Annotated in this window: 21 protein-coding genes, 2 tRNA genes and 1 other RNA gene; 11 read left to right on the top strand and 13 right to left on the bottom strand. The window is 57.4% G+C overall.

Annotation, left to right across the window (positions count from 1 at the left end):
- Nucleotides 1-12: 12 nt before the first annotated feature.
- The 4 genes from MXM41_RS08435 to ghrA all read right to left on the bottom strand — a co-directional run bounded on the left by MXM41_RS08435 (nt 13) and on the right by ghrA (nt 2926).
- Nucleotides 13-495: a DUF1097 domain-containing protein gene (locus MXM41_RS08435; protein WP_325931174.1), complete on the bottom strand. Its 483-nt coding sequence runs from the start codon at nt 493-495 to the stop codon at nt 13-15.
- 96 nt (nt 496-591) lie between these two features.
- On the bottom strand, nt 592-1146 hold the full coding sequence (locus tag MXM41_RS08440; RefSeq protein WP_325931177.1) for a molecular chaperone: 555 nt from the start codon (nt 1144-1146) through the stop codon (nt 592-594).
- Nucleotides 1147-1166: 20 nt separating this feature from the next.
- On the bottom strand, nt 1167-1904 hold the full coding sequence (locus MXM41_RS08445; protein ID WP_325931178.1) for a phosphatase: 738 nt from the start codon (nt 1902-1904) through the stop codon (nt 1167-1169).
- Between the two features lie 83 nt (nt 1905-1987).
- Entirely contained in the window at nt 1988-2926 is a 939-nt protein-coding gene (ghrA, locus tag MXM41_RS08450; RefSeq protein WP_325931179.1) for a glyoxylate/hydroxypyruvate reductase GhrA, read from the bottom strand.
- Nucleotides 2927-3153: 227 nt separating this feature from the next.
- Between ghrA and MXM41_RS08455 the strand changes: the two genes are divergently transcribed.
- Both MXM41_RS08455 and MXM41_RS08460 read left to right on the top strand, forming a co-directional pair.
- Nucleotides 3154-3241 (top strand) — tRNA-Ser (locus MXM41_RS08455).
- Between the two features lie 45 nt (nt 3242-3286).
- Nucleotides 3287-3423: non-coding RNA, RtT sRNA (locus tag MXM41_RS08460), on the top strand.
- A 198-nt stretch (nt 3424-3621) separates the two neighbouring features.
- Here the strand turns inward: MXM41_RS08460 and MXM41_RS08465 are convergent.
- On the bottom strand, nt 3622-4527 hold the full coding sequence (locus tag MXM41_RS08465; protein WP_325931180.1) for a LysR family transcriptional regulator: 906 nt from the start codon (nt 4525-4527) through the stop codon (nt 3622-3624).
- Between the two features lie 110 nt (nt 4528-4637).
- Here MXM41_RS08465 and MXM41_RS08470 point away from each other — a divergent pair, with 110 nt between their 5' ends.
- The 3 genes from MXM41_RS08470 to MXM41_RS08480 all read left to right on the top strand — a co-directional run bounded on the left by MXM41_RS08470 (nt 4638) and on the right by MXM41_RS08480 (nt 6429).
- On the top strand, nt 4638-5498 hold the full coding sequence (locus tag MXM41_RS08470) for a pirin family protein (RefSeq protein ID WP_325931181.1): 861 nt from the start codon (nt 4638-4640) through the stop codon (nt 5496-5498).
- A gap of 20 nt (nt 5499-5518) precedes the next feature.
- Entirely contained in the window at nt 5519-6196 is a 678-nt protein-coding gene (locus MXM41_RS08475; RefSeq protein WP_138368607.1) for an isochorismatase family protein, read from the top strand.
- Between the two features lie 145 nt (nt 6197-6341).
- A tRNA-Ser gene (locus MXM41_RS08480) sits at nt 6342-6429 on the top strand.
- Nucleotides 6430-6884: 455 nt separating this feature from the next.
- On the opposite strand, the gene MXM41_RS08485 is transcribed toward MXM41_RS08480, so the two are convergent.
- The 5 genes from MXM41_RS08485 to efeU all read right to left on the bottom strand — a co-directional run bounded on the left by MXM41_RS08485 (nt 6885) and on the right by efeU (nt 13424).
- Entirely contained in the window at nt 6885-8378 is a 1494-nt protein-coding gene (locus MXM41_RS08485) for an alanine/glycine:cation symporter family protein (RefSeq protein ID WP_325931185.1), read from the bottom strand.
- Nucleotides 8379-8836: 458 nt separating this feature from the next.
- Nucleotides 8837-9631, bottom strand: coding sequence for a phosphate starvation-inducible protein PhoH (gene phoH, locus MXM41_RS08490; RefSeq protein WP_250588833.1), 795 nt, complete (start codon nt 9629-9631; stop codon nt 8837-8839).
- A gap of 500 nt (nt 9632-10131) precedes the next feature.
- The gene (efeB, locus tag MXM41_RS08495) at nt 10132-11415 is read right to left on the bottom strand and encodes an iron uptake transporter deferrochelatase/peroxidase subunit (RefSeq protein WP_325931187.1); all 1284 of its coding nucleotides are present in this window, start codon (nt 11413-11415) and stop codon (nt 10132-10134) included.
- A gap of 4 nt (nt 11416-11419) precedes the next feature.
- Nucleotides 11420-12547, bottom strand: a complete 1128-nt coding sequence (gene efeO / locus MXM41_RS08500; RefSeq protein ID WP_325931190.1) for an iron uptake system protein EfeO — start codon at nt 12545-12547, stop codon at nt 11420-11422.
- A gap of 43 nt (nt 12548-12590) precedes the next feature.
- Nucleotides 12591-13424 (bottom strand): iron uptake transporter permease EfeU, encoded by an 834-nt coding sequence (efeU, locus tag MXM41_RS08505; protein WP_325931192.1) that lies wholly within the window; start codon nt 13422-13424, stop codon nt 12591-12593.
- A gap of 250 nt (nt 13425-13674) precedes the next feature.
- Between efeU and MXM41_RS08510 the strand changes: the two genes are divergently transcribed.
- Entirely contained in the window at nt 13675-14859 is a 1185-nt protein-coding gene (locus MXM41_RS08510) for a NupC/NupG family nucleoside CNT transporter (RefSeq protein WP_325931193.1), read from the top strand.
- Between the two features lie 137 nt (nt 14860-14996).
- Here the strand turns inward: MXM41_RS08510 and MXM41_RS08515 are convergent, their stop codons facing one another.
- Both MXM41_RS08515 and putP read right to left on the bottom strand, forming a co-directional pair.
- A complete protein-coding gene (locus tag MXM41_RS08515) occupies nt 14997-15416 on the bottom strand; it encodes a DUF3574 domain-containing protein (RefSeq protein WP_325931194.1) in 420 nt (139 codons plus the stop codon).
- A 151-nt stretch (nt 15417-15567) separates the two neighbouring features.
- Nucleotides 15568-17076, bottom strand: coding sequence for a sodium/proline symporter PutP (gene putP, locus MXM41_RS08520; RefSeq protein ID WP_325931195.1), 1509 nt, complete (start codon nt 17074-17076; stop codon nt 15568-15570).
- Nucleotides 17077-17496: 420 nt separating this feature from the next.
- Here putP and putA point away from each other — a divergent pair, with 420 nt between their 5' ends.
- Together putA and MXM41_RS08530 are read left to right on the top strand one after the other, a co-directional pair.
- Nucleotides 17497-21459, top strand: coding sequence for a trifunctional transcriptional regulator/proline dehydrogenase/L-glutamate gamma-semialdehyde dehydrogenase (putA, locus tag MXM41_RS08525; protein ID WP_325931196.1), 3963 nt, complete (start codon nt 17497-17499; stop codon nt 21457-21459).
- Nucleotides 21460-21570: 111 nt separating this feature from the next.
- Nucleotides 21571-21966 carry a lysozyme inhibitor LprI family protein gene (locus tag MXM41_RS08530; protein WP_325931198.1) on the top strand — a complete coding sequence of 132 codons (396 nt, stop codon included), beginning with the start codon at nt 21571-21573 and terminating at the stop codon, nt 21964-21966.
- Here the strand turns inward: MXM41_RS08530 and rutR are convergent.
- Entirely contained in the window at nt 21963-22601 is a 639-nt protein-coding gene (gene rutR / locus MXM41_RS08535) for an HTH-type transcriptional regulator RutR (protein ID WP_325931200.1), read from the bottom strand. The two genes, MXM41_RS08530 and rutR, sit on opposite strands and share 4 nt — an antisense overlap.
- 289 nt (nt 22602-22890) lie before the next feature.
- Here rutR and rutA point away from each other — a divergent pair, with 289 nt between their 5' ends.
- Genes rutA through rutC form a run of 3 tightly spaced genes read left to right on the top strand, consistent with a single transcriptional unit; the run spans nt 22891 to nt 25072 of the window.
- Nucleotides 22891-23982: a pyrimidine utilization protein A gene (rutA, locus tag MXM41_RS08540; RefSeq protein WP_325931203.1), complete on the top strand. Its 1092-nt coding sequence runs from the start codon at nt 22891-22893 to the stop codon at nt 23980-23982.
- The gene (gene rutB, locus MXM41_RS08545) at nt 23982-24674 is read left to right on the top strand and encodes a pyrimidine utilization protein B (RefSeq protein WP_325931205.1); all 693 of its coding nucleotides are present in this window, start codon (nt 23982-23984) and stop codon (nt 24672-24674) included. Before rutA ends, rutB begins: the two co-directional genes overlap by 1 nt.
- A gap of 11 nt (nt 24675-24685) precedes the next feature.
- Nucleotides 24686-25072, top strand: coding sequence for a pyrimidine utilization protein C (gene rutC, locus MXM41_RS08550; RefSeq protein WP_325931207.1), 387 nt, complete (start codon nt 24686-24688; stop codon nt 25070-25072).
- The last annotated feature ends 6 nt before the right edge of the window (nt 25073-25078 follow it).

The raw sequence follows: 25078 nt of genomic DNA on the forward strand, positions 1-25078 counted from the left end.
GTCTCGCCTTTTTTATTCGCTCAACGCCGTAACGTTTCGCGTCTTTTCTTTGCGTGCTGCCAGCCACAGTCCGCTGTTTTTCATCGCGTAGCCAAATACCAGCCCCAGCGCCAGCGAAGGCACCACCAGCCGCCAGTCGCCCTGCCCTGCAAAGGTCGCGCAGGCGCCCATAAAGGTGCCGGGTACAAATGAGAGCAGCAGATGCTTTGCCTGGATACACATCAAAAATGCCACCACGCCGGTCATGACGTAGCCAATGATTTCCAGATGGGGCGCCAGCGCGCTGCCGTGGATGATAATCATCGCCCACGCCACGCCGCTCATCAGCGTAGAGGCTGAGATAAACAGCCCCTTCACGCCACCCTGCGGGCAGGCAAAATAGGCCGTGCAGCCAAGAAAGCCCGCCCAGCTGAGGAGCCCGAGGGAGACGGCAACCCACCCCCATATACCGGAGAGGATACCTGTCGTGATTGCGATTGAGAGGAGTATGTTCATGGCGCGCATCTTAACAGATACGCGGCCCATAAATGCGATCAAGAACACATAATATGCAAAATGAATATTGTCGTTACATTAATAAAGTGATCTGCATCACTCTTCATTCTCTTCCTGCAGCTCATCCCACATGGCGGCAATCGCCTCGCGGGTCAGGGGCGCCATGGTGCGCCAGAATGGCGAGGTGGCATGGGCTTCAATTTTACCGAGAAACGTCCCGCACCAGGGCAGGATATACTCCCCGAAGAGGGTTTCCAGCGCGTCGTTTTCATCTTCCGCCGCGTGATCTTCAATCCACGAGGCCGCCAGCAGCAGCGTGCCGAGGTGATCGGCTGGGGTATCGGTCAGCGGCATCCCGCGTTCAGAGAGAAACGCGCGCACTTCGGCCTCTGTTGCCCCCTCTTCCCAGGCGGAGCGATACGGCGACACGCGGCACTCTTCGCCGACAAACAGCGCATTGTAATCGGCAGCGACCTGCTGCATATCGCAGCTGTTTTGCAGACGCTGCAACAGTACATCCTGTTCAAGCGGCCAGTTCTGAGCCAGCTTGCCTTCGCGAATCAAGGTAAACAGCGGCACCAGCAGCGGATCCTGCGGCTGGCGATAATAGAGGGAACCCAGTACGCGACAGAGGATGGAAAACTCGTTCATTTATTTAGTCCATTACACAGTTAAAATTCGGCAAATTCGCTGATGGGCGCCATACCGCGCGACTCCAGAAAATCCAGTAACCGGCGCGGCGTGACGTTCAGAATGCGATCTTCCGGGAAGTCCACTTCGTCGAGGATTTTGCGGCATTCGCTAAAATCACCGAGCGTAAAGGCGGTATGGGAATCTGAGCCCAGCGCCACGTAGCCGCCAGCCTCCTTTACCGCTGCCGCCACTGCCCGGCAGTTCGCTTCACTGCCTTTACGGGAGTGAATAAAGGAGGAGTTATTGATCTCCAGCGCTACGCGATGCTTCGCCGCCGCCTGCGCGACGGCCTGAATATCGATCGGGTATTTTGGGTTACCCGGATGGCTGATGATATGCACGTTACCGCTGGCGATAGTGGCAATCATGGCCTCGGTGTTAGTGGCTTGATCCTGAGGGGCGAAAACCGGCTCGTGAAAACCGGCGAGGATCAGATCCAGAGAGGTGAGCATCGGACCGGTACAGTCGATTTCACCCTGAGTGTTTTTGATGTTGGCCTCAATGCCGCGCAGGATCCCCACGCCATCCACCACGCGCGGCCAGATACGCATATTCACAAAGTGCCAGTAGTGCGGAGCATCTGCCATATCCGGGCCATGATCGGTGATCGCAAAGAGCTTAATGTTCTTATGCTTTGCCTGGCCGATGTAGTCATGAAGGTTGCTGTAGGCGTGGGTACTGGCGACGGTGTGCATATGCAGGTCAACGGGATACATCGTTCTCTCCTCTCGTGTTTCCCAAAGGATAGCAGTTATCAATGTCGTTTATCAGCAAAAACCCGGCTAATGCCGGGTTTAACTCAGTAACCGCGCTGCCTGTCGACCTGCCCGGTAACCGGCTCGCCTTTTTCCAGCTGCGAGATGGTACGGGCGATATAGTCGATGGCCTCTGCCGGTCGCGTTACCGCCGCAACGTGCGGCGTCATGGCTACGCGCGGGTGCGCCCACAGGGGATTATCCGCCGGTAACGGCTCCTTACTGTAGACATCCAGCATGGCCGCTTTGAGTTTGCCGCCCTCCAGTGCCGCCAGCAGATCGGCTTCCACCAGATGTACACCGCGCGCCAGGTTCATCAGATAGCTGTTATCCGCCAGCTGGTTGATGAGCGTCTTATTAATAATGCCGACAGTTTCGGCCGTATTTGGCAGAAGGTTAATCAGCACCCGCGTGCCCTGTAAAAACTGCGGCAGCTCCTCTTTCCCTGCAAAACTGGTGACGCCAGGGTAGCACTTACGGGTACGGCTCCAGCAGCGCAGCGGGAAGCCCCACGGCGCCAGCGCTTCAGCCACTTTCGAACCTAATACGCCAGCCCCGAGGATACCGACAGTAAAATCTTCGCGCTGATAGTCGGACAGCGGCTCCCAGCGAGCCTGCAGTTTTAACGCCTGGTAGTCATCAAACCGGCGGAACCAGTGCAGAACCTGACTGACCGCGTACTCCTGCATTTGTTGGCCCATGCCGGTGTCTTCCAGGCGAAACAGAGGGATCGACTCCGCCAGCATTTCCGGGTGCGCCTTGAGCTTGCTGAGAATGGAATCCACTCCGGCTCCAAGAGCAAATACTGCCTTCAGGTTTCGCCCCTGCAGCATTTCAACCGGGGGATGCCATACCAGGGCATAATCTGCCGGTTCGTTATCACCGCGCCTCCACTCCCGAACCCGTGCGCCTGGCAGCGCCGCTGACAGTGTTTTTAGCCAGTAAGCGTTATCAAATGTCGGATGATAAAAAATAATGTCCATTGCGATTGCCTTTAGTTGCGCCGTTTTATGTTCATTTTCAACTGCATTGCAGCATAACAAAATTTGCAGGCGGGGTCGTTGCTGATAAAAAAAGCACTTTCAGCGCAATTAGAAATCATGTTGGTTGAAGTTTGTCTGAACGCGCAATTTACTGAAAAAGTTGATTGACGTCAGTCAGGCTTTTACATACATTAGCGCCCGTCCCGTCAACAACGGGATGACAATATGGTGAGGTGTCCGAGTGGCTGAAGGAGCACGCCTGGAAAGTGTGTATACGGCAACGTATCGGGGGTTCGAATCCCCCCCTCACCGCCATATTTAAAGAAGAGCTCGCATGAAAATGCGGGCTTTTTTTTTCGCATATTGCATGCCTGCGGGGGGATGAGAACCCCCGACCGGGGTTCGACAACTGGCGCAGCCAGTTGGACAGACTGAGAGCGCAGCGAACAGGCTGCCCGTAGGGCGAGCGCAGCGAGTCAATCCCCCCCTCACCGCCATATTTAAAGAAGAGCTCGCATGAAAATGCGGGCTTTTTTTTCGCATATTGCATGCCTGCGGGGGGATGAGAACCCCCGACCGGGGTTCGACAACTGGCGACAGCCAACACACGTCGGGTGTTGCTACGCTTACCCGACCTACGAAACCCAAAGCCAGCATCGATCCCGCAGGCCGGATGAGCGCAGCGCCATCAGGTATTATTCCTCCACCATCCTTGCATACTCCTCGGTCAAAAAATCCACCAGCGTCCTGACTGACGGCAACAGCCCACGTCGGGAGGGATAGACCGCGTGGATCACTTCCCGACGTGGCTCCCACGCTTTGAGCACTTTTATTAATGCCCCGGATGCCAGCTGATCTTTCACCATCAAAATGGGTAGCTGTACCAGTCCCACACCCGCCATAGCCGCCTCCCGCAGCGCCAGCATGTCGGTGGTAATCAGGCGCGGCTGAAAATGAATCTCCGCCTTCGCCCCTTCCGGCCCGCTCAGCGCCCACCGGTGGATCTGTTTCCCCTCCCCCATGCTTAAACCGGGCCAGGCACTCAGCTCCGATGGCGTAGTCGGTTTGCCCAGACGCTGGATCAACTCTGGGGCCGCCACCAGGCAGTGCCCTCTGTCAGCCAGCACCCGCAGCACCAGGTCGCTGTCATCAAACGGGCGAGGCCGCACGCGAATGGCAATATCAATCCCCTCAGCCACCAGATCCACCCGCCGGTTAGTCGCCTCAAGCTGCAGATTGATGCCGGGATAACGCGTCATGAATCTGGCAAGCATCGGCCCGACGTGAACGTGCAGCAGCGTGACCGGACAGGTGATCCTGACCATACCGCGCGGTTCAGCCTGCAACGCCGCTACCGCCTCTTCCGCCGCCTCGGCTTCTACCAGCATCGCCTTACAGTGCTGGTAGAAGGTATGCCCCACCTCGGTGACCGTAAACTGCCGCGTTGTCCGTTGGATCAGGCGCACACCGAGCCGCGCCTCCAGCTGAGCAATCCGTCGGCTGAGCCGGGACTTGGGCAGATCGAGCGCCCGGCCCGCCGCCGCAAAGCCACCGTGATCCACCACTTTGACAAACCACACGAAATCATTGAGATCCTGCATAACGCCCTCGTCGTTCCATAAACAGAACAGTGAATATCGTTTTCACCATCTACCGGGTTATTAAACCTGAATATAAGCTAATTACATCAACAGAACATCAGGAGAAAACGATGAAAAACGTAACAGGCATTTTTACCGCACCTCGTCAGCACTGGGTTGGCGACGGTTTCCCGGTGCGTTCCATGTTTTCTTACCAGACCCAGGGTGAGCCGCTGAGCCCCTTTTTACTGCTGGATTACGCCGGGCCCTATACCTTCCCGGCGGATGGCGCGAAACGCGGCGTGGGCCAGCATCCCCACCGCGGCTTTGAAACAGTCACTATCGTCTATTCCGGGGAAGTCGAACATCGCGACTCGACGGGTAAAGGGGGTGTGATTGGCCCGGGCGACGTGCAGTGGATGACGGCAGGCTCCGGCATTCTGCATGAGGAGTTTCACTCCGGCACCTTTGCGCGCAAAGGCGGCGAACTAAAAATGATGCAGCTATGGGTCAATCTGCCTGCGAAAGACAAGATGGCCACTCCGGGCTATCAGAGCATCACACAAAGTCAGATTCCGGTGGTAACGCTGCCGGACAACAGCGGATCGCTGCGGGTGATCGCCGGGCGCTACGGGGAGACTACCGGCCCGGCACACACTTACTCGCCGCTGAACGTCTGGGACATCGCTCTGCGTCAGGGCAACCATCTCACGCTTGCTCAGCCAGAAGGCTGGAGCACGGCGCTGGTGGTACTGGAAGGCAGCGTGACGGTGAACGGTTCCGCCCGGGCGGGTGAAGCTCAGCTTGTTGTCCTGAGTCAGGAAGGCGAGAAGCTGCATCTGGAAGCCAGCAGCGACGCCAAAGTACTGCTAATGGCCGGAGAACCGCTGAATGAGCCGATCGTGGGCTATGGCCCGTTTGTGATGAACAGTAAAACCGAAATCGCCGAAGCCATTCGCGATTTCAATTCCGGCCGCTTCGGCCAGATCTGAATGTAATAAAGGAGAGAATGATGTCTACCCCAGCTAACTTTAACGGCGCCCGTCCGGCAATTGATGTCAATGATGCGGTCATGCTGCTTATCGATCACCAGAGCGGCCTGTTCCAGACCGTTGGTGATATGCCGATGCCGGAGCTGCGCGCCCGCGCCGCGGCCCTGGCGAAAATCGCCAGCCTGGCGAATATTCCGGTGATCACCACCGCATCAGTACCGCAGGGGCCAAACGGACCGCTGATCCCTGAGATCCACGCCAACGCGCCCCATGCGCAATACGTGGCGCGTAAAGGCGAGATCAACGCCTGGGATAACCCGGAATTCGTAGCCGCCGTGAAGGCGACCGGGCGCAAGACGCTGATTATCGCCGGTACCATCACCAGCGTCTGCATGGCTTTCCCCTCAATAAGCGCGGTGGCCGATGGCTATAAGGTGTTTGCGGTGATTGACGCGTCGGGCACCTACAGCAAAATGGCGCAGGAGATCACCCTGGCGCGGGTGGTGCAGGCAGGCGTGGTGCCGATGGATACCGCCGCCGTCGCTTCAGAGATCCAGCGCACCTGGAATCGTGAAGATGCAGCGCAGTGGGCAGAGGTCTACACCCATATTTTCCCGGCTTATCAGCTGCTGATTGAAAGCTACGGCAAGGCGCAAGAGGTGGTGAAGAACGGTGAAGCGCTCGATTCGCAGCGCTAATCCCCTGCTCCACGGCCTGAAAACCGTGGAGCTGCTTATTGCTTAACCGAACGCGCAGTAAAGCAGAAAATCTGCTTGACCGTTTTAGCCTGACTCCCTATAGTAGCGCCCCGTTGCCCCCGAGAGGAAAGGCAGCAAACAATATGGTGAGGTGTCCGAGTGGCTGAAGGAGCACGCCTGGAAAGTGTGTATACGGCAACGTATCGGGGGTTCGAATCCCCCCCTCACCGCCATATTTAAAGAAGAGCGCGCATGAAAATGCGGGCTTTTTTTTCGCATATTGCATGCCTGCGGGGGGGATGAGAACCCCCGACCGGGGTTCGACAACTGGCGCAGCCAGTTGGACAGACTGAGAGCGCAGCGAACAGGCTGCCCGCACAAAAACGCCGGGAGCGTTTTTGAACAACGCTTGCGTTGGCCCCGAAGGGGCGAGGCCCATGGATGGGCCGAGTAACGGTGAGCGCAGCGAGTCAATCCCCCCCTCACCGCCATATTTAAAGAAGAGCTCGCATGAAAATGCGGGCTTTTTTTTCGCATATTGCACGCCTGTGGGGGGGATGAGAATCCCCGACCGGGGTTCGACAACTGGCGCAGCCAGTTGGACAGACTGAGAGCGCAGCGAGTCACACCTTCTCACCGCCATATTAAAAAAGAGCCCGTACTTTCGTACGGGCTCTTTTTCACACACTCAACTTACCTGACCGTTCCCCGGCAGAGAAGTTGTCTGACCCGTGCTCACACCCTTTTCTTCTTTACGTTCCTTAACCCAGTAATCGGCATTTTTAATCCCAAGTCGGATTGGGTCAAATTGCGGATCGATACCTTGAGCCTGCTGTGTTTCATAATCTTTAAGGCTGGCAAAGGCTTTTTTATGTAAAAGAACAATTGCAATAATGTTAAGCCACGCCATCAATCCGACGCCAATATCGCCCAGCCCCCATGCCAGATCTGCTGTACGCACGGTGCCATATACCGTGGACGTTAACAGAAATATTTTCAGCAAGAAGGTCAGCCATGGACGGTGAATTTTGCGGTTGATATAGGCGATATTCGTTTCAGCAATATAGTAGTAGGCAATAATGGTGGTAAAGGCAAAGAAGAAGAGCGCAATGGCGACAAAGTAATTACCAAAACCAGGCATCATACTTTCCATCGCGGTCTGCACATACCCGGGACCTGCCGCTACCCCTGCAATGCCCGTGTAGATTGCCGCGCCGTCGACGCCCTGAACGTTATACAGCCCGGTAATCAACAGCATAAACCCGGTCGCGGAGCAGACGAACAGCGTGTCGATATAGACTGAGAATGCCTGCACCAGCCCCTGTTTTGCTGGATGACTCACTTCGGCCGCTGAGGAAGCATGTGGCCCTGTACCCTGCGCCGCCTCGTTAGAATAAACGCCGCGCTTAACGCCCCACATTATTGCCTGTCCCAGAACGGCACCAAAGCCCGCCTCAAGGCCAAAAGCGCTTTTCCAGATCAGCAGAATAACGGAAGGGAGTTGATCAATATTAATGGCGATAATAACGCAGGCGACAATAATATAACCGAGCGCCATAAAAGGAACGACCATGCTGCTAAAGCTGGCAATCCTTTTCACACCACCGAAAATAATGAAACTTAACAATATGGCCAACAGTGCGGCGGTAACATTCGGATCAAGCCCAAAGGCAATATCGAGGCTGGCGCCAATCGAGTTTGCCTGCACACCTGGAAGTAATAACCCACAGGAGAAAATAGTCACTATCGCGAATAACCATGCATACCATTTTACGCCCAACCCTTTTTCAATATAAAAGGCAGGACCGCCACGATATTCACCGTTAATTTTTTCCTTATAAACCTGACCCAGGGTGGATTCCACAAAAGCAGAGCTGGCACCCAAAAAGGCTACCATCCACATCCAGAATAACGCGCCTGGCCCACCAAAGGTGATTGCAGTAGCCACGCCAGCGATATTCCCGGTGCCCACGCGTCCCGCCAGCGTCATCGTCAGTGCCTGAAACGACGACACCCCCGCATCGGTGGCACGTCCCTGAAACATCAGGGTAACCATATGCTTAACATGGCGTAATTGCAAAAAGCGACTACGCAGTGAGAAATAGAGGCCGACACCCAGGCATAAAAATATTAACGCCGGGCTCCAGATAACACCATTAATTGCACCAACCAGTTCGTTCATGTATGGCCCTCAGCGTGATGTTTCAGAGAAAACAGATTCTCTGGGAGTTTCTTTATAGAGTTGTGTTTGAATAACTACGAAACATAGATAATAGCCCGAAAGACACCAACTTAATATTCACCCTGGAGTAATGAACTGTGACAACATTCACGTTTAATTGATTATTTATAATTAGCCTGATCATGATTTTCATACATATCTTGTGGGTATTATGAATTAATATCACACTTCTGCCATTTTTATTAAAGAGACCAGTAGATTAACAATCAGATTTATAGATACAGCAAAACGCCGGACAATACCCGGCATTTTCTATACGAAATAAATATGTCATTATCATAATGATATCTGTTAAAGATAAGCCAACATAAAGGTGTTTCAACCGAAGCGACAGACGCAGCTTCCCGGCATTGCGCCGGGAAGGGATTACAAGAAGCAAGTAAAACGAGAAGGTTATGCTATGACCGGGAATAGACCTGCAGCGTTCGCTGGCACAGCGCCGAGCGCACGCAGTCGTCTTTATCAAAACGCACAATGCCCACCATCTCATCTTCCTCGAAACGTGCCAGCGCATCGCTCAGACCCGATTTGACGCCGGTCGGCAGATCGCACTGGGTGATATCCCCGTTCACGATCACCGTCACGTTTTCCCCGAGGCGCGTTAAGAACATCTTCATTTGCGCAGCAGTTACGTTCTGAGCCTCGTCGAGAATCACAACTGCATTTTCAAATGTACGTCCGCGCATATAGGCGAACGGCGCAATTTCTACTTTACCAATTTCGGGCCGCAGGCAGTACTGCATAAAAGATGCGCCCAGACGCTTTACCAGCACGTCATAAACGGGCCGGAAGTAGGGAGCAAACTTCTCCGAAATATCCCCGGGCAAGAAGCCGAGATCTTCATCAGCTTGTAATACCGGACGGGTGACAATGATCTTGTCGACGTCCTTATGAATCAGAGCCTCCGCCGCTTTGGCTGCACTTATCCACGTCTTCCCGCACCCGGCTTCGCCGGTGGCGAAGATAAGCGACTTACTCTCAATAGCATTCAGGTACTGCGCCTGAGCGTCATTGCGCGCCGCAATTGGGGTCGTATCACGGCAGTCCCGCGCCATGCCAATTGCTTCAACGCCACTCATCTGCACAAGCGAGGTGACCGATTCTTCTTCACGCTGTTTATGACTACGTGAATCCCGTCTCAGCACACGTTTTGCTTCACGACGAGCTTTGATCACTGCTTTTTGTCTTCCCATGGATAGCACCTTGAGTTGTTGGTATTCATCACTCGCACCAGAATCAGTGCGATTAGGCGAACAAACATCTGAGGGTTGGCTTCCTTCTAAGCCATAGCTTGCTTGGTAAAATGACACCGCCGGATCGCTATGCTCACCATTCGACGGGTCGGAAAAATCAGGATTTGCTGTGGAGGGGGAGAATTTTTCGGTGAAGAAATCGCTGCCGGAGTGTGAGCCTCCGCGCCGGGTGCTGCGGTTGTTTCGTTTGCCTTGTCCAGTAGAGGACCCAACCATTCGCGATCTCCAAAGTGATTCATGATCACTGCAAGGTTTACCGCTTTCTTAAAGTAAGTACAACAGGATTTAGCATGAATGCAACATTATTTTTACCTGAATGCAACCTTTAAGATTCGCCTTACAGCTGCATTTAATCTGCAATGGAAATATTACAGAATTATAACAAGAAGATAGCGAGACGAAAAAAGTTTATCCCGCTTAAGGGGTAAGCGGGACGCGAATCAGGCGTCGAGCAGCCCCTGAGCAAGCCAGCCGTTTTTATCCTGCACCCCCGGTAGCGCAAAGAAGTAGCCCCCACCTACCGGCTTCACGTACTCCTCCAGCGCCTCGCCGTTTAAACGCTTCTGGACGGTCAAAAAACCCTTCTCCAGATCGTGCTGGAAGCAGACAAACAGCAGCCCCATATCCAGCTGGCCGGCGTTGGTCACCCCTAATGAGTAGCTGTAACCCCGACGCATCATCAGGTTCGGCTCGGTCTCTGTGGTGCGTGGGTTGGCGAGGCGAATATGGCTGTCGAGGGCGATGACGTTGCCCTCCGGATCGCCGGCGTAATCCGGCACGTCGTGCTCGTTCTTCATGCCCAGCGGCGCCCCGCTGTGCTTGTCGCGGCCAAAAATGGTCTGCTGCTCTTTCAGTGGCGTGCGGTCCCAGAACTCGACGTGGAACTGGATAATACGCACCGCCTGGTAGCTGCCACCTACCGCCCAGGCCGGCTCGCCCTGATCGGCGGTCACCCAGACCACGCGGTCCATTAACGGCGCATCCTGGCTGTCAGGGTTGGCGGTGCCATCCTTAAAGCCAAGCAGATTCACCGGCGTCTCTTTGCCTTTGCTGCGCGCGGCGTGGTCAGAGATAAACCCTTCCCGCTTCCAGCGCACGCTCAACAGATCCGGGGTGTGCTTGATGAGATCCCGCAGAGCGTGGATCACCGTGTCCTGAGTGTTGGCGCAAATCTGGATCAGCAGATCGCCGTGACACAGCGCCGCATCCAGCGAATCGTTCGGGAAGCGCACCATCTTCTGCAACGATTTCGGTTTCTGCGCCGCCAGGCCAAAGCGATCGTCAAACAGCGAGGCTCCCAGCGACACCGTCATGGTCAGGTTATCCGGGGCAATAAAGGCGCCCAGGATCCCGGAATCCATCGGCGGCAGACGCGGATTCGGCGTATCGGGCGCAGGGCCACCGCTGGTCAGAAAGGTGATGCGCCGGGTCAGCAGGCGGAACAGACGTTCCAGCTCGTTCCTGTCGCTGGCGAGCACGTCAAAAGCCACCAGCATCATCGACGCCTGCTGCGGGGTTAAGATCCCCGCCTGATGCGGGCCATAAAATGGCTGCGTCTCCATCCGGGCATCCGGGGAGAGCGTGCCCGGCGCGCTCTGCGGTTTTGCCGCATGGGCCACCGGGCAGCCGCCCGCCAGGGCAAGGGCGCCGCCAAGCGCCCCTACCCCTTTTAACAACCGACGTCGTGAAGGTTCAGCGACATCGTACTCATCATGCTTGCTCATCGAATCAGTCCAGACCCAGTACGCCGCGCAGCTGGGCCAGATCTTCTGCCAGCGCGGTAATCGGCCCTTTCAGGGCGTTGCGGTCGGCATCGGTCAGCTTGTCGTAGGTTTCAAAGCCGTCTTTAGTGCGGTATTTCGCCAGAATGGTGTTCACTTTTTTGAAGTTGGCATCCACTTTCTCCAGCAGGGCGCTGTTCTCTTTTTGCAGCTGCGGACGCAGCAGATCGACAATTTTCTGAGCCCCTTCAACGTTGGCCTGGAAATCCCACAGGTCGGTGTGGCTGTAGCGGTCTTCTTCTCCGCTGATCTTGCTGGCGGCCACTTCTTCAATCAATCCTGCCGCACCGCCCACCACTTTTGACGGCGGGAAGGCCAGCTCGCTGATGCGTTTTTGCAGCTCCAGCACGTCGCTGTTCAGCTGCTCTGCATACTGCGCCATCCCTTTCGTCGAATTGTCGCCAAACAGCGCTTTCTCCAGACGGTGGAAGCCGGTGAATTTCGGATCGGCAGCTTTCTGCTCGTAATCATCTTCACGGGCGTCGATGCTGCCGTCGAGGTCAGAGAACAGCTCGGCAATCGGCTCAATGCGCTCGTAGTGCTGGCGGGTTGGGGCATACAGGGATTTCGCCTTTTCAATGTCACCCGCTATCACCGCGTCGGTGAAGGCTTTGGTGCCGGCAGCCAGATCCGCCGTTTCTTTGGTGACGTACGCTTTATAGGCGGTAATGGCATCGCCCAGGCTCAACAGCGCCTCGCCTTTCGCGGCGTCGGCGGTGGCGGCGCCTTTAACAATCAGCTTGCCTTTCGGGTTGGTCAGCAGGCCGCAGGTCATGTCATATTCGCCCGGCTGCAGGTTGGCGGTCATCTTCTGGCTGAAGCCCGGCGCGATGTTCTCACGCTCTTCCACCACCATGACCCCTTTCAGGATCTCCCACTCCAGCGCTTTCTGGCTGTGGTTCTGAATGATGAACTGGGTTTTGCCGCTGTTGACCGTAATGGTCATCGGCTCACACTGTTTATCATTGACGGTAACTTTTACCTGCGGCACATCGGCCGCCTGGGCATAACATGCGGAGGTGAGCAGCGCGGCAATACCTGCCTGCAAAGCGGTGCGACGAAGTTGAATAGCCATGGCCTTTCCCGTTAATAAGTATGTTGTAACTAAAGCAAACCGATCAGTGCGCAGTCCGTGAAGGTTGCGCGCCAGGGCGCGACGGCATAAAGAACAGCGCCAGCGCCGGAATGAGATAGATGAACCAGACCGCCACTTCGCTGACGCTCGGCGTCTCCTGGTAGCCGAAGATCCCTTCGAGCAGCGTGCCGGTCAGCGAATGGGTAGAGAGGACATTACTGAGGTCGAAGGCCACTGCCTGGAAATGGTTCCAAAGACCCGCCTCATGGAAGGCACGGATCGCCCCCGCGGCCAGCCCGGCGGCCACCAGCAGAATAAACAGGCTGGTCCATTTGAAGAAGGCGCCGAGGTTGAGACGTATACCTCCCCAGTAGAGCAGAAAACCGAGCACCACGGCGGTTGCCAGGCCCAGTACCGCCCCCAGCGGTGGCCAGATACCGACATCCTGCTGGAAGGCGGCCAGCAGGAAGAAGACCGACTCCAGCCCTTCACGCGCCACGGCGAAAAAGACCATCACGATCAGCGCCCAGCCGTGACTGTTCCCCTTCGCCAGGGCGCTGTCCACCGCCTGTTCAAGCTGGACCTTTACGTTACGCGACACTTTGCGCATCCAGAACACCATCCAGGTGAGGATCACCACCGCAATCAGCGCCACGATCCCTTCAAACAGCTCCTGCTCTTTTTGCGGGAATTCACCGGTGGTTTCGTTGATGGCAATGCCCAGCCCCAGACAAAGGGCGGCAGCAAGGAAAACGCCAATCCACATCACGCCGATCCAGCGGCCTCGCTGCGTGCGTTTCAGGTAGCTGGCGATCAGGCTGACAATTAAGGCCGCTTCAAGCCCTTCACGTAACATAATGAGAAATGGAACAAACATGCGACACCTTAAATGTTATTCGCCGTCAACTGATGCAAAGAAAGGTAAATTCTTGTGATAGTGATTATCATTACGACAATAAGAAACACAAGCGAAATGTGCTGCATTTTGATGACAGGATGTAAACCCGTATCGCGAAAATAATCACCCAGGTTACTAAAAGGTTTATAAGCTATAACGAAATACCCCATTTACGGTTACGGCAGGCTGTGGCTAAATGTGCGCCTCATTAATCTGCTGAAAATCAACTATGTATCAATTTCTGCACTTCCTGCTGGCGCTGGTGGTTATTCTCGCGCTGGCCTGGCTGGTCAGTTTCGACCGCCGCAATGTCCGTATCCGCTACGTCATTCAACTTATCGTGATTGAGATTGCGCTGGCGTTCTTTTTCCTCCACGCCGAGAGCGGTCTGTTTGTTATTCAGTACGTCTCGGGCTTCTTCGAATCGTTGCTGAAATATGCCGCCGAAGGCACCAACTTCGTATTTGGCGGGATGGGCGAAAAAGGGCTGGCGTTTATTTTCCTCGGCGTGCTGTGCCCGATTATCTTTATTTCCGCGCTGATCGGTATTCTTCAGCACTGGCGTATTCTGCCGGTGATTATTCGCGTTGTCGGCACCCTGCTGTCGAAAGTAAACGGCATGGGCAAGCTGGAGTCCTTTAACGCCATCAGCTCGCTGACGCTGGGCCAGTCGGAAAACTTTATCGCTTACAAAGGGGTGCTGGGGGATCTGTCGCCGCGTCGTCTGTTCACCATGGCGGCCACGGCGATGTCCACCGTGTCGTTGTCCATTGTCGGCGCCTATATGACCATGCTGGAAGCAAAATATGTGGTGGCGGCGCTGATCCTGAATATGTTCAGCACCTTCATCATCCTCACGGTAATTAACCCGACCCGCCCGGAAGCGGAGCCGGAAATTAAGCTGGAGAAGATGCATGAGTCCCGGAGTTTCTTTGAGATGCTGGGGGAATATATTCTGGCCGGGTTTAAAGTGGCGATGATTATTCTGGCGATGCTGATTGGCTTTATCGCCCTGATCAGCGCCGTCAACGCCCTCTTCTCCAGCCTGTTTGGTTTAAGCTTCCAGCAGATTTTAGGCTATGTCTTCTATCCGCTGGCGTGGCTGGTGGGCATTCCGCTGAGCGATGCCCTGCACGCGGGTGGCATTATGGCGACCAAGCTGGTGGCGAACGAGTTTGTGGCGATGATCGAGCTGCAAAAAATTGCAGCTGAGATGACTCCGCGCGGGCTGGGCATTCTGTCGGTCTTCCTCGTCTCCTTCGCGAACTTCGCCTCGATCGGGATTGTGGCCGGTGCGATTAAGGGGCTGAATGAGCAGCAGGGCAACGTGGTGTCACGCTTCGGTCTGCGCCTGGTGTATGGTGCGACGCTGGTGAGCCTGTTATCGGCGAGCTTTGCAGGATTAGTACTTTAACAGGGTGAGGTAAACGCCCGGCGGCGAGGTAAATGCATAACGGTGACTCAGGTTACCGTTTTGAGTATTTTCACCCTCTCCCACGGGGAGAGGGTCGGGGTGAGGGCATCAGGCCGCACCCTACCCGGCAGGGTTTATCAGAACTGCACGCACACCGGCTGGTCAACGCGCATCACCGACTCCTGGGCAAAGCGCTGTTTATAGATCCCGCGCAGCGCCTCAATATTGCTCTCGCTCTGCGCATCTTTGCCGTGGATCAGCATCAGCGCCTTGCTCGCCTCTCGCGCCACTTTGCCGTCATTGCCCAGCCACTGGCCGCGCGCATCAAACACCGTTAAGCCATCGCGAAAACGCGGCGTCACGTCCCGATCCACAAACTGCTGCCACTCCTGGCCGGTGATCGCCTCCCCTGCCGGACGGTTCAGGCCAAAATAGAGCGTGGTCTGCTGCATCTGGTTATCGGCTTTACAGGTGTTGTCCGCGGTGCTGTGCGAGGGGGCATTACAGCCTGCCAGCAGTAAAAGCGCTCCCGCCATAAGTCCGTTTTTAATTGTCATTCTTCGCTATCCTCATTGTAATTTGCCCTGCGATATCAGCGTAAACCACGGAAATTAGCAATAAAAAAAGCCGGGCGAGCCCGGCTTAGTTTCCGAAGATGATGGTTTCCCCTCACCTCCTCCTCTCCCTCAGGAAGAGGGAGAAAACACATTACTGCGCCTGTAACTTCGTCGGCGCGGTGGTGTGATACTGCGCGTCAGCTTCCGCAAAGCGTTTCTGCATGGCGGCAGACGGCGCTTTGCCCAGCAGGCTGAACACTACAATCCCGATGCTGCCGAGGATAAAGCCCGGAATGATTTCGTACAGGCCAAGCCAGGCGAACTGCTTCCAGACGATCACGGTAACCGCACCGATAATCATCCCCGCCAGCGCGCCGTTACGGGTCATGCGCGACCACATCACCGAGAACAGCACCACCGGACCAAAGGCCGCACCAAAGCCTGCCCAGGCGTAGCTCACCAGACCCAGCACCCGGTTTTCCGGGTTTGCCGCCAGCGCGATGGCAACCAGCGCCACTACCAGCACCATAAAGCGCCCCACCCACACCAGCTCTTTCTGGCTGGCATGTTTACGCAGGAAGGCTTTGTACAGATCTTCCGTGATGGCACTGGAGCAGACCAGCAGCTGACAGCTCAGGGTGGACATTACCGCCGCCAGGATAGCAGAGAGCAGAATACCGGCGATCCACGGGTTGAACAGGATCTGCGCCAGCTCGATAAACACGCGCTCGGCGTTCTGATTTACCGCGCCTGCCAGCGACGGATTGTTGTTGAAGTAAGCGATACCGAAGAAGCCCACCGCACAGGCACCGCACAGGCAGAGGATCATCCAGGCCATACTGATACGACGCGCATGAACGATGGTGTGGTGAGAATCCGCGGCCATAAAGCGCGCCAGGATGTGCGGCTGACCGAAGTAACCCAGCCCCCAACCCATTAATGAAACGATGGCGACGAAGTTCAGCCCTTTCAGCATATCAACGTTTTCGATGCTCTTTTGCTGAATAACCGCCAGGGATTCACCCAGACCGCCCACCGAGAGGATCACGATCACCGGAGTCAGGATCAGGGCGAAAATCATCAGGCTGGCCTGCACGGTATCGGTCCAGCTTACGGCCAGGAACCCGCCCACGAAGGTGTAAAGGATGGTCGCCGCCGCGCCCGCCCAGAGTGCGGTTTCATAGCTCATGCCGAAGGTGCTTTCGAACAGACGCGCGCCCGCCACGATGCCTGAGGCACAGTAGATGGTGAAGAACAGCAGGATAACCAGCGCCGAGATAATACGCAGGATGCGGCTGTTATCTTCGAAGCGCCCGGTAAAGTAGTCCGGCAGGGTCAGGGCGTTATTGTTGGCTTCGGTGTGCACGCGCAGACGCCCGGCCACCAGCTTCCAGTTAATCCACGCCCCCAAGGTCAGACCGATGGCGATCCAGCTTTCTGAAATACCGGAGATAAAGATTGCGCCAGGCAGCCCCATCAGCAGCCAGCCGCTCATATCCGACGCTCCCGCAGAGAGCGCGGTCACGAATGGCCCGAGGCTCCGCCCGCCGAGGATGTAGTCGTCAAAGTTTTTGGTAGAACGCCATGCAAGGAACCCTATCAGGATCATGCCAAAAATATAGATAAGAAATGTCACCAGCATCGGTGTGCTAATTGCCATTTAAATACTCCGCAAAGATGTTCGACGGCCTTTGTGACCGTCTTTATTACACCCCCGGAACGAGGGGGTGATGATGTGTGTTTCTGTTGGCCGCGCGTATCCTGCCGTATGCGCCTCCACGACACAAACGATTTAACACTGCATTTACATGAATTACACCCCCGGTATCACACCAGATTCCTGGAGGTTGCACTCGCTCACGTTTTTTAGGGTTGCACCTGCAAAAAGTGTTAAGCGCCGCATGAAACCAGGGTTGATCGCCAAAATCCACACATTTATTCAGGTTAACCACCCCGTAACATTCCATTCATTTTCCAGCTTGCAAACCGGGTCACATTTAACGTGGTTGCACAAAGTTGCAACATAGTGGATATTTCACGTTAACTACACTAGCGCTACTGAACCACAGGAGTTTTTGGCATGGGCATGACCACCATGGGGGTTAAGCTGGATGATGCGACCCGCGAACGGATTAAATCGGCCGCCACCCGAATTGACCGCACGCCACACTGGTTAATCAAACAGGCAATCTTTAACTATCTGGAAAAGCTGGAGAGCGACGACGCCCTGCCAGAGCTGCCTGCCCTGCTGGCCGGTGCCGCCAATGAGAGCGACGAAAGCGCCGACGCGGGCGAAGAGATCCACCAGCCGTTCCTTGAATTTGCCGAGCAGATCCTGCCCCAGTCGGTAAGCCGCGCGGCCATTACCGCCGCTTACCGTCGCGCAGAGACCGACGCCGTGCCGATGCTGCTGGAGCAGGCGCGTCTGCCGGAGCCAATGGCTTCCCAGGCCCACAGCCTGGCGTATCAGCTTGCCGAAAAACTGCGTAACCAGAAAACCGCCTCCGGCCGGGCCGGGATGGTGCAGAGCCTGCTGCAGGAGTTCTCCCTCTCCTCTCAGGAGGGCGTGGCCCTGATGTGTCTGGCGGAAGCGCTGCTGCGTATCCCCGACAAAGCCACCCGCGATGCGCTGATCCGCGACAAGATCAGCAACGGCAACTGGCATTCGCACATCGGCCGCAGCCCGTCGCTGTTCGTTAATGCCGCCACCTGGGGCCTGCTGTTTACCGGTAAGCTGGTCTCCACCCACAACGAAGCCAGCCTCTCCCGCTCCCTGAACCGCATTATCGGCAAGAGCGGCGAGCCGCTGATCCGTAAAGGCGTGGACATGGCGATGCGCCTGATGGGCGAGCAGTTCGTCACCGGTGAAACCATCGCCGAAGCGCTGGCCAATGCCCGTAAGCTGGAAGATAAAGGCTTCCGCTACTCCTATGACATGCTGGGCGAAGCGGCGCTGACCGCCGCCGACGCGCAGGCCTATCTGGTCTCGTACCAGCAGGCGATCCACGCCATCGGTAAAGCCTCCAATGGCCGCGGTATTTATGAAGGTCCGGGGATCTCCATCAAGCTCTCCGCCCTGCATCCGCGCTACAGCCGCGCCCAGTACGACCGGGTGATGGAAGAGCTCTATCCGCGCCTGAAGTCCCTGACCCTGCTGGCGCGCCAGTATGACATCGGCATCAACATCGACGCCGAAGAGGCGGACCGTCTGGAGATCTCCCTCGATCTGCTGGAAAAACTGTGCTTCGAGCCGGAGCTGGCGGGCTGGAACGGGATTGGCTTTGTGATTCAGGCCTACCAGAAACGTTGCCCGTTTGTCATTGATTACCTGATTGACCTCGCCAACCGCAGCCGTCGCCGCCTAATGATCCGTCTGGTGAAGGGCGCCTACTGGGACAGCGAGATCAAACGCGCCCAGATGGACGGTCTGGAAGGCTATCCGGTCTATACCCGCAAGGTCTATACCGACGTCTCCTACCTTGCCTGCGCCAAAAAGCTGCTTAGCGTGCCGAACCTGATCTATCCGCAGTTCGCCACCCACAACGCCCATACTCTGGCGGCCATCTACCAGCTGGCCGGCCAGAACTACTATCCGGGCCAGTACGAGTTCCAGTGTCTGCACGGTATGGGTGAACCCCTGTACGAGCAGGTCACCGGTAAAGTGTCCGAGGGCAAACTGAACCGTCCGTGCCGTATCTACGCCCCGGTCGGCACCCATGAAACGCTGCTGGCGTACCTGGTGCGTCGTCTGCTGGAGAACGGGGCCAACACCTCCTTCGTGAACCGCATCGCCGATGCCACTCTGCCGCTGGACGAGCTGGTGGCAGACCCGGTGCAGGCGGTGGAGAAAATGGCCGCCCAGGAGAGTCAGGTCGGTCTGCCGCATCCGAAGATTGCCCTGCCGCGCGAGCTGTATGGCAACGGCCGCGTCAACTCCGCAGGCCTCGACCTGGCGAACGAACACCGTCTGGCGTCGCTCTCCTCGTCGCTGCTCAACAGCGCCCTGCAAAAATGGCAGGCTAAACCGATCCTCGAGCAGCCGGTGAGCAACGGCGAAATGCAGCCGGTAATCAACCCGGCCGAGCCGAAAGACATCGTCGGCTTTGCCCGTGAAGCCACCGAACAGGAAGTGGATCTGGCGCTCGACAGCGCGGTGAACAACGCCCCGATCTGGTTCGCCACACCGCCACAGGAGCGTGCGGCGATTCTGGAGCGCGCGGCGGTGCTGATGGAAGATCAGATGCAGCAGCTGATTGGCATTCTGGTGCGTGAAGCGGGTAAAACCTTCAGCAACGCCATCGCCGAAGTGCGCGAGGCCGTTGACTTCCTGCACTACTATGCTGGCCAGGTACGTGACGATTTCGATAACGAAACCCACCGTCCGCTGGGGCCGGTGGTCTGTATCAGCCCGTGGAACTTCCCGCTGGCGATTTTCACCGGCCAGATTGCCGCCGCCCTTGCCGCCGGTAACAGCGTGCTGGCAAAACCGGCCGAGCAGACCCCACTGATTGCCGCCCAGGGGATCAACATCCTGCTGGAAGCCGGCGTCCCGGCGGGCGTGGTCCAGCTGCTGCCAGGCCGCGGCGAGACCGTTGGCGCGAAGCTGACCGCCGACAATCGCGTGCGCGGCGTGATGTTCACCGGCTCCACCGAAGTGGCCTCTCTGCTGCAACGCAACATTGCCACCCGTCTGGATGCCCAGGGCCGTCCGACGCCGCTGATCGCTGAAACCGGCGGCATGAATGCGATGATCGTGGACTCCTCCGCCCTCACCGAGCAGGTGGTGGTGGACGTGGTGGCCTCGGCCTTCGACAGCGCCGGACAGCGCTGCTCTGCCCTGCGCGTGCTCTGCGTGCAGGATGAAGTGGCCGACCACACCCTGAAAATGCTGCGCGGCGCCATGGCGGAATGCCGGATGGGTAACCCTGGCCGTCTCACTACCGACATTGGCCCGGTGATCGATGCCGAAGCGAAAACCAACATTGAAAACCACATTCAGGCGATGCGCGCCAGGGGCCGTCCGGTGTACCAGGCGGTGCGTGAGAACAGCGAAGATGCCCGCGAGTGGACCAGCGGCACCTTTGTGGCGCCAACCCTGATTGAGCTGGCGAGCTTCGACGAACTGAAAAAAGAGGTGTTCGGTCCGGTACTGCACGTGGTGCGCTACAACCGTAACAACCTCGACCAGTTAATTGAGCAGATTAACGCCTCCGGCTACGGTCTGACTCTCGGGGTGCATACCCGTATCGACGAAACCATCGCCCAGGTGACCGGCAACGCCAACGTCGGCAACCTGTACGTCAACCGCAACATGGTCGGTGCCGTGGTCGGCGTGCAGCCGTTCGGCGGCGAAGGGCTGTCGGGCACCGGTCCGAAAGCCGGTGGGCCTATGTACCTTTACCGCCTGCTGGCCAACCGTCCGGCGCACGCGCTGGGCATCACCCTGGCGCGTCAGGATGCGCAGTACGCGGTCGACACCCAGGTGAAAACGGTGCTGACCCAGCCGCTGGAGGCCCTGAAGGCGTGGGCGGAAAAACGTCCTGAGCTGCGTGAGCTGTGTCAGGAGTATGGCGAGCTGGCGCAGGCCGGTACCCAGCGCGTGCTGCCTGGCCCGACCGGCGAGCGCAATACCTGGACGCTGATGCCACGCGAGCGCGTGCTGTGCGTGGCGGATAACGAGCAGGATGCACTGATCCAGCTGGCGGCCGCGTTGGCGACCGGGTGTGAAGTGCTGTGGCCGGAAGATGCCCTGCATCGCGACCTGGCGAAGCAGCTGCCGAAAGCGGTGACCGAACGTATTCGCTTCGCCAAAGCCGATGTGCTGACCACCCAGCCGTTTGACGCGGTGATCTATCACGGCGACTCTGACCAGCTGCGCGAGCTGTGCGAGCAGGTTGCCGCCCGCAGCGGCGCGATTGTCTCGGTGCAGGGCTTTGCCCGGGGTGAAACCAACCTGCAGCTTGAGCGTCTGTACGTGGAGCGATCGCTCAGCGTAAACACCGCCGCCGCAGGGGGTAACGCCAGCCTGATGACCATCGGTTAAGCGTGCAATCCGTCCCCGGTAGCGCTACGCTTACCGGGGCTACAAATGATAATCTGATGTTTGCAGGCCGGATAAGCGCAGCGCATCCGGCTTTTTTACATGGAGGGGATAATGAAACGAGTTTTGATCGCAGGCGCAGCACTGCTGCTCAGCGCCAGCGCCCTGGCGGACGAATGCGCCAGCGCCGGCACCCAGACGGAACTGAACACCTGCACCGCGCAACACTATCAGGCCGCGGATAAAACCCTGAACCAGACTTACCAGGCGGTCATCAAACGTGCCGACGCCCCCCAGCGTGAGCTACTGAAAAAGGCCCAGCAGGCGTGGATCGCCCTGCGCGATGCCGACTGCGCCTTTATCGGCTCCGGCACCGAAGGCGGCTCCGTTCAGCCGATGATTGTCAACCAGTGTCTGGCGGATAAAACTCACGAACGCGAGGCGTATCTGGCCTCGCTGATGCAGTGTGAAGAGGGTGATTTAAGCTGCCCGCTGCCCCCGGCGAATTAACGCACCCGGATCCCTTCGATTATCATTCGCTCAACGTTTTCCACCGTGCTGTGGAAAAAGTCGTCATCTTTGAGCGTCTTGCCCGTCACTGCCTCCACCTGGGCAGAAAAGTCGGCGTAGTGCTGGGTAGTCGCCCAGATCATAAAGATCAGGTGATGCGGGTCCACCGGCGCCAGTTTACCGGTGGCGATCCAACCGGCAATAATCGCCGACTTCTCATCCACCAGCGATTTCAGATCGCCACTCAGCGCCGCCTTCAGTAGCGGTGCCCCCTGCAGCATCTCCAGACAGAACAGCCTGGAGGCCTGGGGATAATCGCGGGAGACCTCCAGCTTCAGGCGGATATACTGCTGGATCGCCACCAGCGGGGCCAGCTCTTCGCGAAAGGCCTTCAGCGGCGCCAGCCAGATATCCAGGATCTGTTGCAGGACGGCAATGTACAGCGCCTCCTTCGAGGGAAAGTAGTAGAGCAGATTGGTTTTCGACACCCCGGCCAGCTCGGCTACCTGTTCCAGGCGCGTGCCGTGGATGCCAAACTGCGAGAAGGTCTCCAGCGCCGCCGAGAGGATCGCCTGTTTCTTTGCACTCACTGCCTGAGAACGTTTACCGCCTGTTTTCACTGCGCCTTGTGCCATGTGCTCACTCCTTGTAGATGGGCCCCCAGCATAGCAAAACCCCCGGCTAACCACGACAATCTGCACCGCCAGCGCGCACGACTGCCTGCTTTGTGTGCAACTATTTTGACCAGACAGTCCGGTTTTATTACCTGCATTTCATCAACCATCAGTTAACACATTAATAACATTACCAATTTTAAAACTGGCATCCCCTTTGCAAAACCCACGATACGCGGCTGAACAGGAGATGCAGGATGCAGCGCCACGTCTGACTTTCACCCCATGCTGAGATGAAGAGAGGTTCGTGATGAAAATTGGCGTATTCGTTCCCATTGGCAACAACGGCTGGCTTATCTCTACCCACGCGCCGCAATATCTGCCGACCTTTGAGCTGAACAAAGCCATCGTGCAGAAGGCGGAGCACTATCACTTCGACTTTGCCCTGTCGATGATCAAGCTGCGCGGTTTCGGCGGTAAGACCGAATTCTGGGATCACAACCTGGAGTCTTTCACCCTGATGGCGGGGCTGGCGGCGGTCACCTCGCGCATCCAGATCTACGCCACCGCCGCCACCCTGACCCTGCCCCCGGCGATCGTGGCGCGGATGGCCTCCACCATCGACACCATCTCCGGCGGCCGCTTTGGCGTTAACCTCGTCACCGGCTGGCAGAAGCCGGAGTATGAGCAGATGGGGCTCTGGCCGGGAGATGACTATTTCGCTAAGCGCTACGACTACCTCACCGAGTATGTGCAGGTCCTGCGCGATCTGTGGGGCACCGGCAAGAGCGATTTCAGGGGTGAGTTCTTCACCATGAACGACTGCCGCGTCAGCCCGCAGCCGTCGGTGCCGATGAAGGTCATCTGCGCCGGGCAGAGCGATGCCGGAATGGCATTCTCGGCGAACTATGCCGACTTTAACTTCTGCTTCGGCAAAGGGGTAAACACCCCGGCAGCCTTTGCCCCTACTGCCGCCCGCATGAAAGCGGCGGCTGAAAAAACCGGGCGCGACGTCGGCTCTTACGTGCTGTTTATGGTGATTGCCGATGAAACCGACGAGGCGGCGCGGGCGAAGTGGGAACACTACAAAGCCGGGGCCGACGACGAAGCCCTGAGCTGGCTTAGCGAGCAGAGCCAGAAAGACACCCGCTCCGGGGCGGACACCAACGTGCGGCAGATGGCCGACCCGACCTCGGCGGTAAACATTAACATGGGGACGCTGGTGGGCTCGTATGCCAGCGTGGCGCGGATGCTCGACGAGGTCGCCAGCGTGCCGGGCGCGGAAGGGGTGCTCCTGACCTTTGATGACTTTATTACCGGTATTGAGGCCTTCGGCGAGCGTATCCAGCCGCTGATGCAGTGCCGCACCCACATTCCGGCCATCACGAAGGAGGTCGCGTAATGATAACCCTGCCCGCACGTCCGGAAGCCATCACCTTTGACGCCCGGCAGAGCGCGCTGATTGTGGTGGATATGCAGAACGCTTACGCCAGCCCGGGCGGCTATCTTGACCTTGCCGGGTTTGACGTCTCCGCCACCCGTCCGGTGATTGAAAATATCCGTACCGCGGTAGCCGCCGCCCGCCGCGCCGGGATGCTGATCGTCTGGTTCCAGAACGGCTGGGATGAACAGTACGTTGAGGCAGGCGGCCCCGGCTCGCCCAACTTCCACAAATCGAATGCGCTGAAAACCATGCGCCAGCGCCCGGAACTGCACGGCACGCTGCTGGCGAAAGGCGGCTGGGATTATCAGCTGGTCAATGAGCTGGTGCCGGAGCCGGGGGACATTGTGCTGCCCAAACCGCGCTACAGCGGCTTCTTTAACACCCCACTCGACAGCCTGCTGCGCAGCCGCGGCATTCGCCACCTGATCTTCACCGGGATTGCCACCAACGTCTGCGTGGAGTCCACCCTGCGGGACGGTTTCTTCCTGGAGTATTTCGGCGTGGTACTGGAGGACGCCACCCACCAGGCGGGGCCGGCGTTTGCCCAGCAGGCCGCGCTGTTCAACATCGAAACCTTTTTTGGCTGGGTCAGCGACGTCGCCACCTTCTGCGATGCCCTCTCCCCTGCCGCCTGTGCCCGTATTGCTTGAGGAGCGACCCCATGCCGAAATCTGTGATTATTCCCCCTGGCTCCAGCACCCCGATTGCCCCCTTCGTCCCCGGCACGCTGGCGGACGGCGTGGTCTACGTCTCCGGCACGTTGCCGTTCGACGCTAACAACAACGTGGTCTTCCCTGAAGACCCAAAGGCGCAAACCCGCCACGTGCTGCAGACCATCCAGCGCGTTATCGAAACGGCGGGTGGGACCATGGAGGATGTGACCTTCAACAGCATCTTTATCACCGACTGGAAAAACTACGCCGCGATTAACGAAATCTACGCCGAGTTTTTCCCGGGCGACAAGCCGGCGCGTTTCTGCATTCAGTGCGGGCTGGTCAAACCCGACGCATTGGTGGAGATCGCTACCATCGCCCACATCACGCCGTGAGGTTGC

Origin of the sequence: Leclercia adecarboxylata (assembly GCF_035787115.1) — a bacterium.
Lineage (GTDB): Bacteria > Pseudomonadota > Gammaproteobacteria > Enterobacterales > Enterobacteriaceae > Enterobacter > Enterobacter adecarboxylatus_E.

What these genes read in the sequence shown, in the direction of transcription:
- MXM41_RS08485 (WP_325931185.1), bottom strand. Translation starts at nt 8,378, where the DNA reads ATGAACGAACTGGTTGGTGCAATTAATGGTGTTATCTGGAGCCCGGCG.
- MXM41_RS08510 (WP_325931193.1), top strand. Translation starts at nt 13,675, where the DNA reads ATGTATCAATTTCTGCACTTCCTGCTGGCGCTGGTGGTTATTCTCGCG.
- rutR (WP_325931200.1), bottom strand. Translation starts at nt 22,601, where the DNA reads ATGGCACAAGGCGCAGTGAAAACAGGCGGTAAACGTTCTCAGGCAGTG.
- rutC (WP_325931207.1), top strand. Translation starts at nt 24,686, where the DNA reads ATGCCGAAATCTGTGATTATTCCCCCTGGCTCCAGCACCCCGATTGCC.
- MXM41_RS08475 (WP_138368607.1), top strand. Translation starts at nt 5,519, where the DNA reads ATGTCTACCCCAGCTAACTTTAACGGCGCCCGTCCGGCAATTGATGTC.
- rutB (WP_325931205.1), top strand. Translation starts at nt 23,982, where the DNA reads ATGATAACCCTGCCCGCACGTCCGGAAGCCATCACCTTTGACGCCCGG.
- efeU (WP_325931192.1), bottom strand. Translation starts at nt 13,424, where the DNA reads ATGTTTGTTCCATTTCTCATTATGTTACGTGAAGGGCTTGAAGCGGCC.
- MXM41_RS08470 (WP_325931181.1), top strand. Translation starts at nt 4,638, where the DNA reads ATGAAAAACGTAACAGGCATTTTTACCGCACCTCGTCAGCACTGGGTT.
- MXM41_RS08465 (WP_325931180.1), bottom strand. Translation starts at nt 4,527, where the DNA reads ATGCAGGATCTCAATGATTTCGTGTGGTTTGTCAAAGTGGTGGATCAC.
- MXM41_RS08515 (WP_325931194.1), bottom strand. Translation starts at nt 15,416, where the DNA reads ATGACAATTAAAAACGGACTTATGGCGGGAGCGCTTTTACTGCTGGCA.
- phoH (WP_250588833.1), bottom strand. Translation starts at nt 9,631, where the DNA reads ATGGGAAGACAAAAAGCAGTGATCAAAGCTCGTCGTGAAGCAAAACGT.
- MXM41_RS08440 (WP_325931177.1), bottom strand. Translation starts at nt 1,146, where the DNA reads ATGAACGAGTTTTCCATCCTCTGTCGCGTACTGGGTTCCCTCTATTAT.
- MXM41_RS08445 (WP_325931178.1), bottom strand. Translation starts at nt 1,904, where the DNA reads ATGTATCCCGTTGACCTGCATATGCACACCGTCGCCAGTACCCACGCC.
- efeO (WP_325931190.1), bottom strand. Translation starts at nt 12,547, where the DNA reads ATGGCTATTCAACTTCGTCGCACCGCTTTGCAGGCAGGTATTGCCGCG.
- putP (WP_325931195.1), bottom strand. Translation starts at nt 17,076, where the DNA reads ATGGCAATTAGCACACCGATGCTGGTGACATTTCTTATCTATATTTTT.
- putA (WP_325931196.1), top strand. Translation starts at nt 17,497, where the DNA reads ATGGGCATGACCACCATGGGGGTTAAGCTGGATGATGCGACCCGCGAA.
- efeB (WP_325931187.1), bottom strand. Translation starts at nt 11,415, where the DNA reads ATGAGCAAGCATGATGAGTACGATGTCGCTGAACCTTCACGACGTCGG.
- rutA (WP_325931203.1), top strand. Translation starts at nt 22,891, where the DNA reads ATGAAAATTGGCGTATTCGTTCCCATTGGCAACAACGGCTGGCTTATC.
- ghrA (WP_325931179.1), bottom strand. Translation starts at nt 2,926, where the DNA reads ATGGACATTATTTTTTATCATCCGACATTTGATAACGCTTACTGGCTA.
- MXM41_RS08530 (WP_325931198.1), top strand. Translation starts at nt 21,571, where the DNA reads ATGAAACGAGTTTTGATCGCAGGCGCAGCACTGCTGCTCAGCGCCAGC.
- MXM41_RS08435 (WP_325931174.1), bottom strand. Translation starts at nt 495, where the DNA reads ATGAACATACTCCTCTCAATCGCAATCACGACAGGTATCCTCTCCGGT.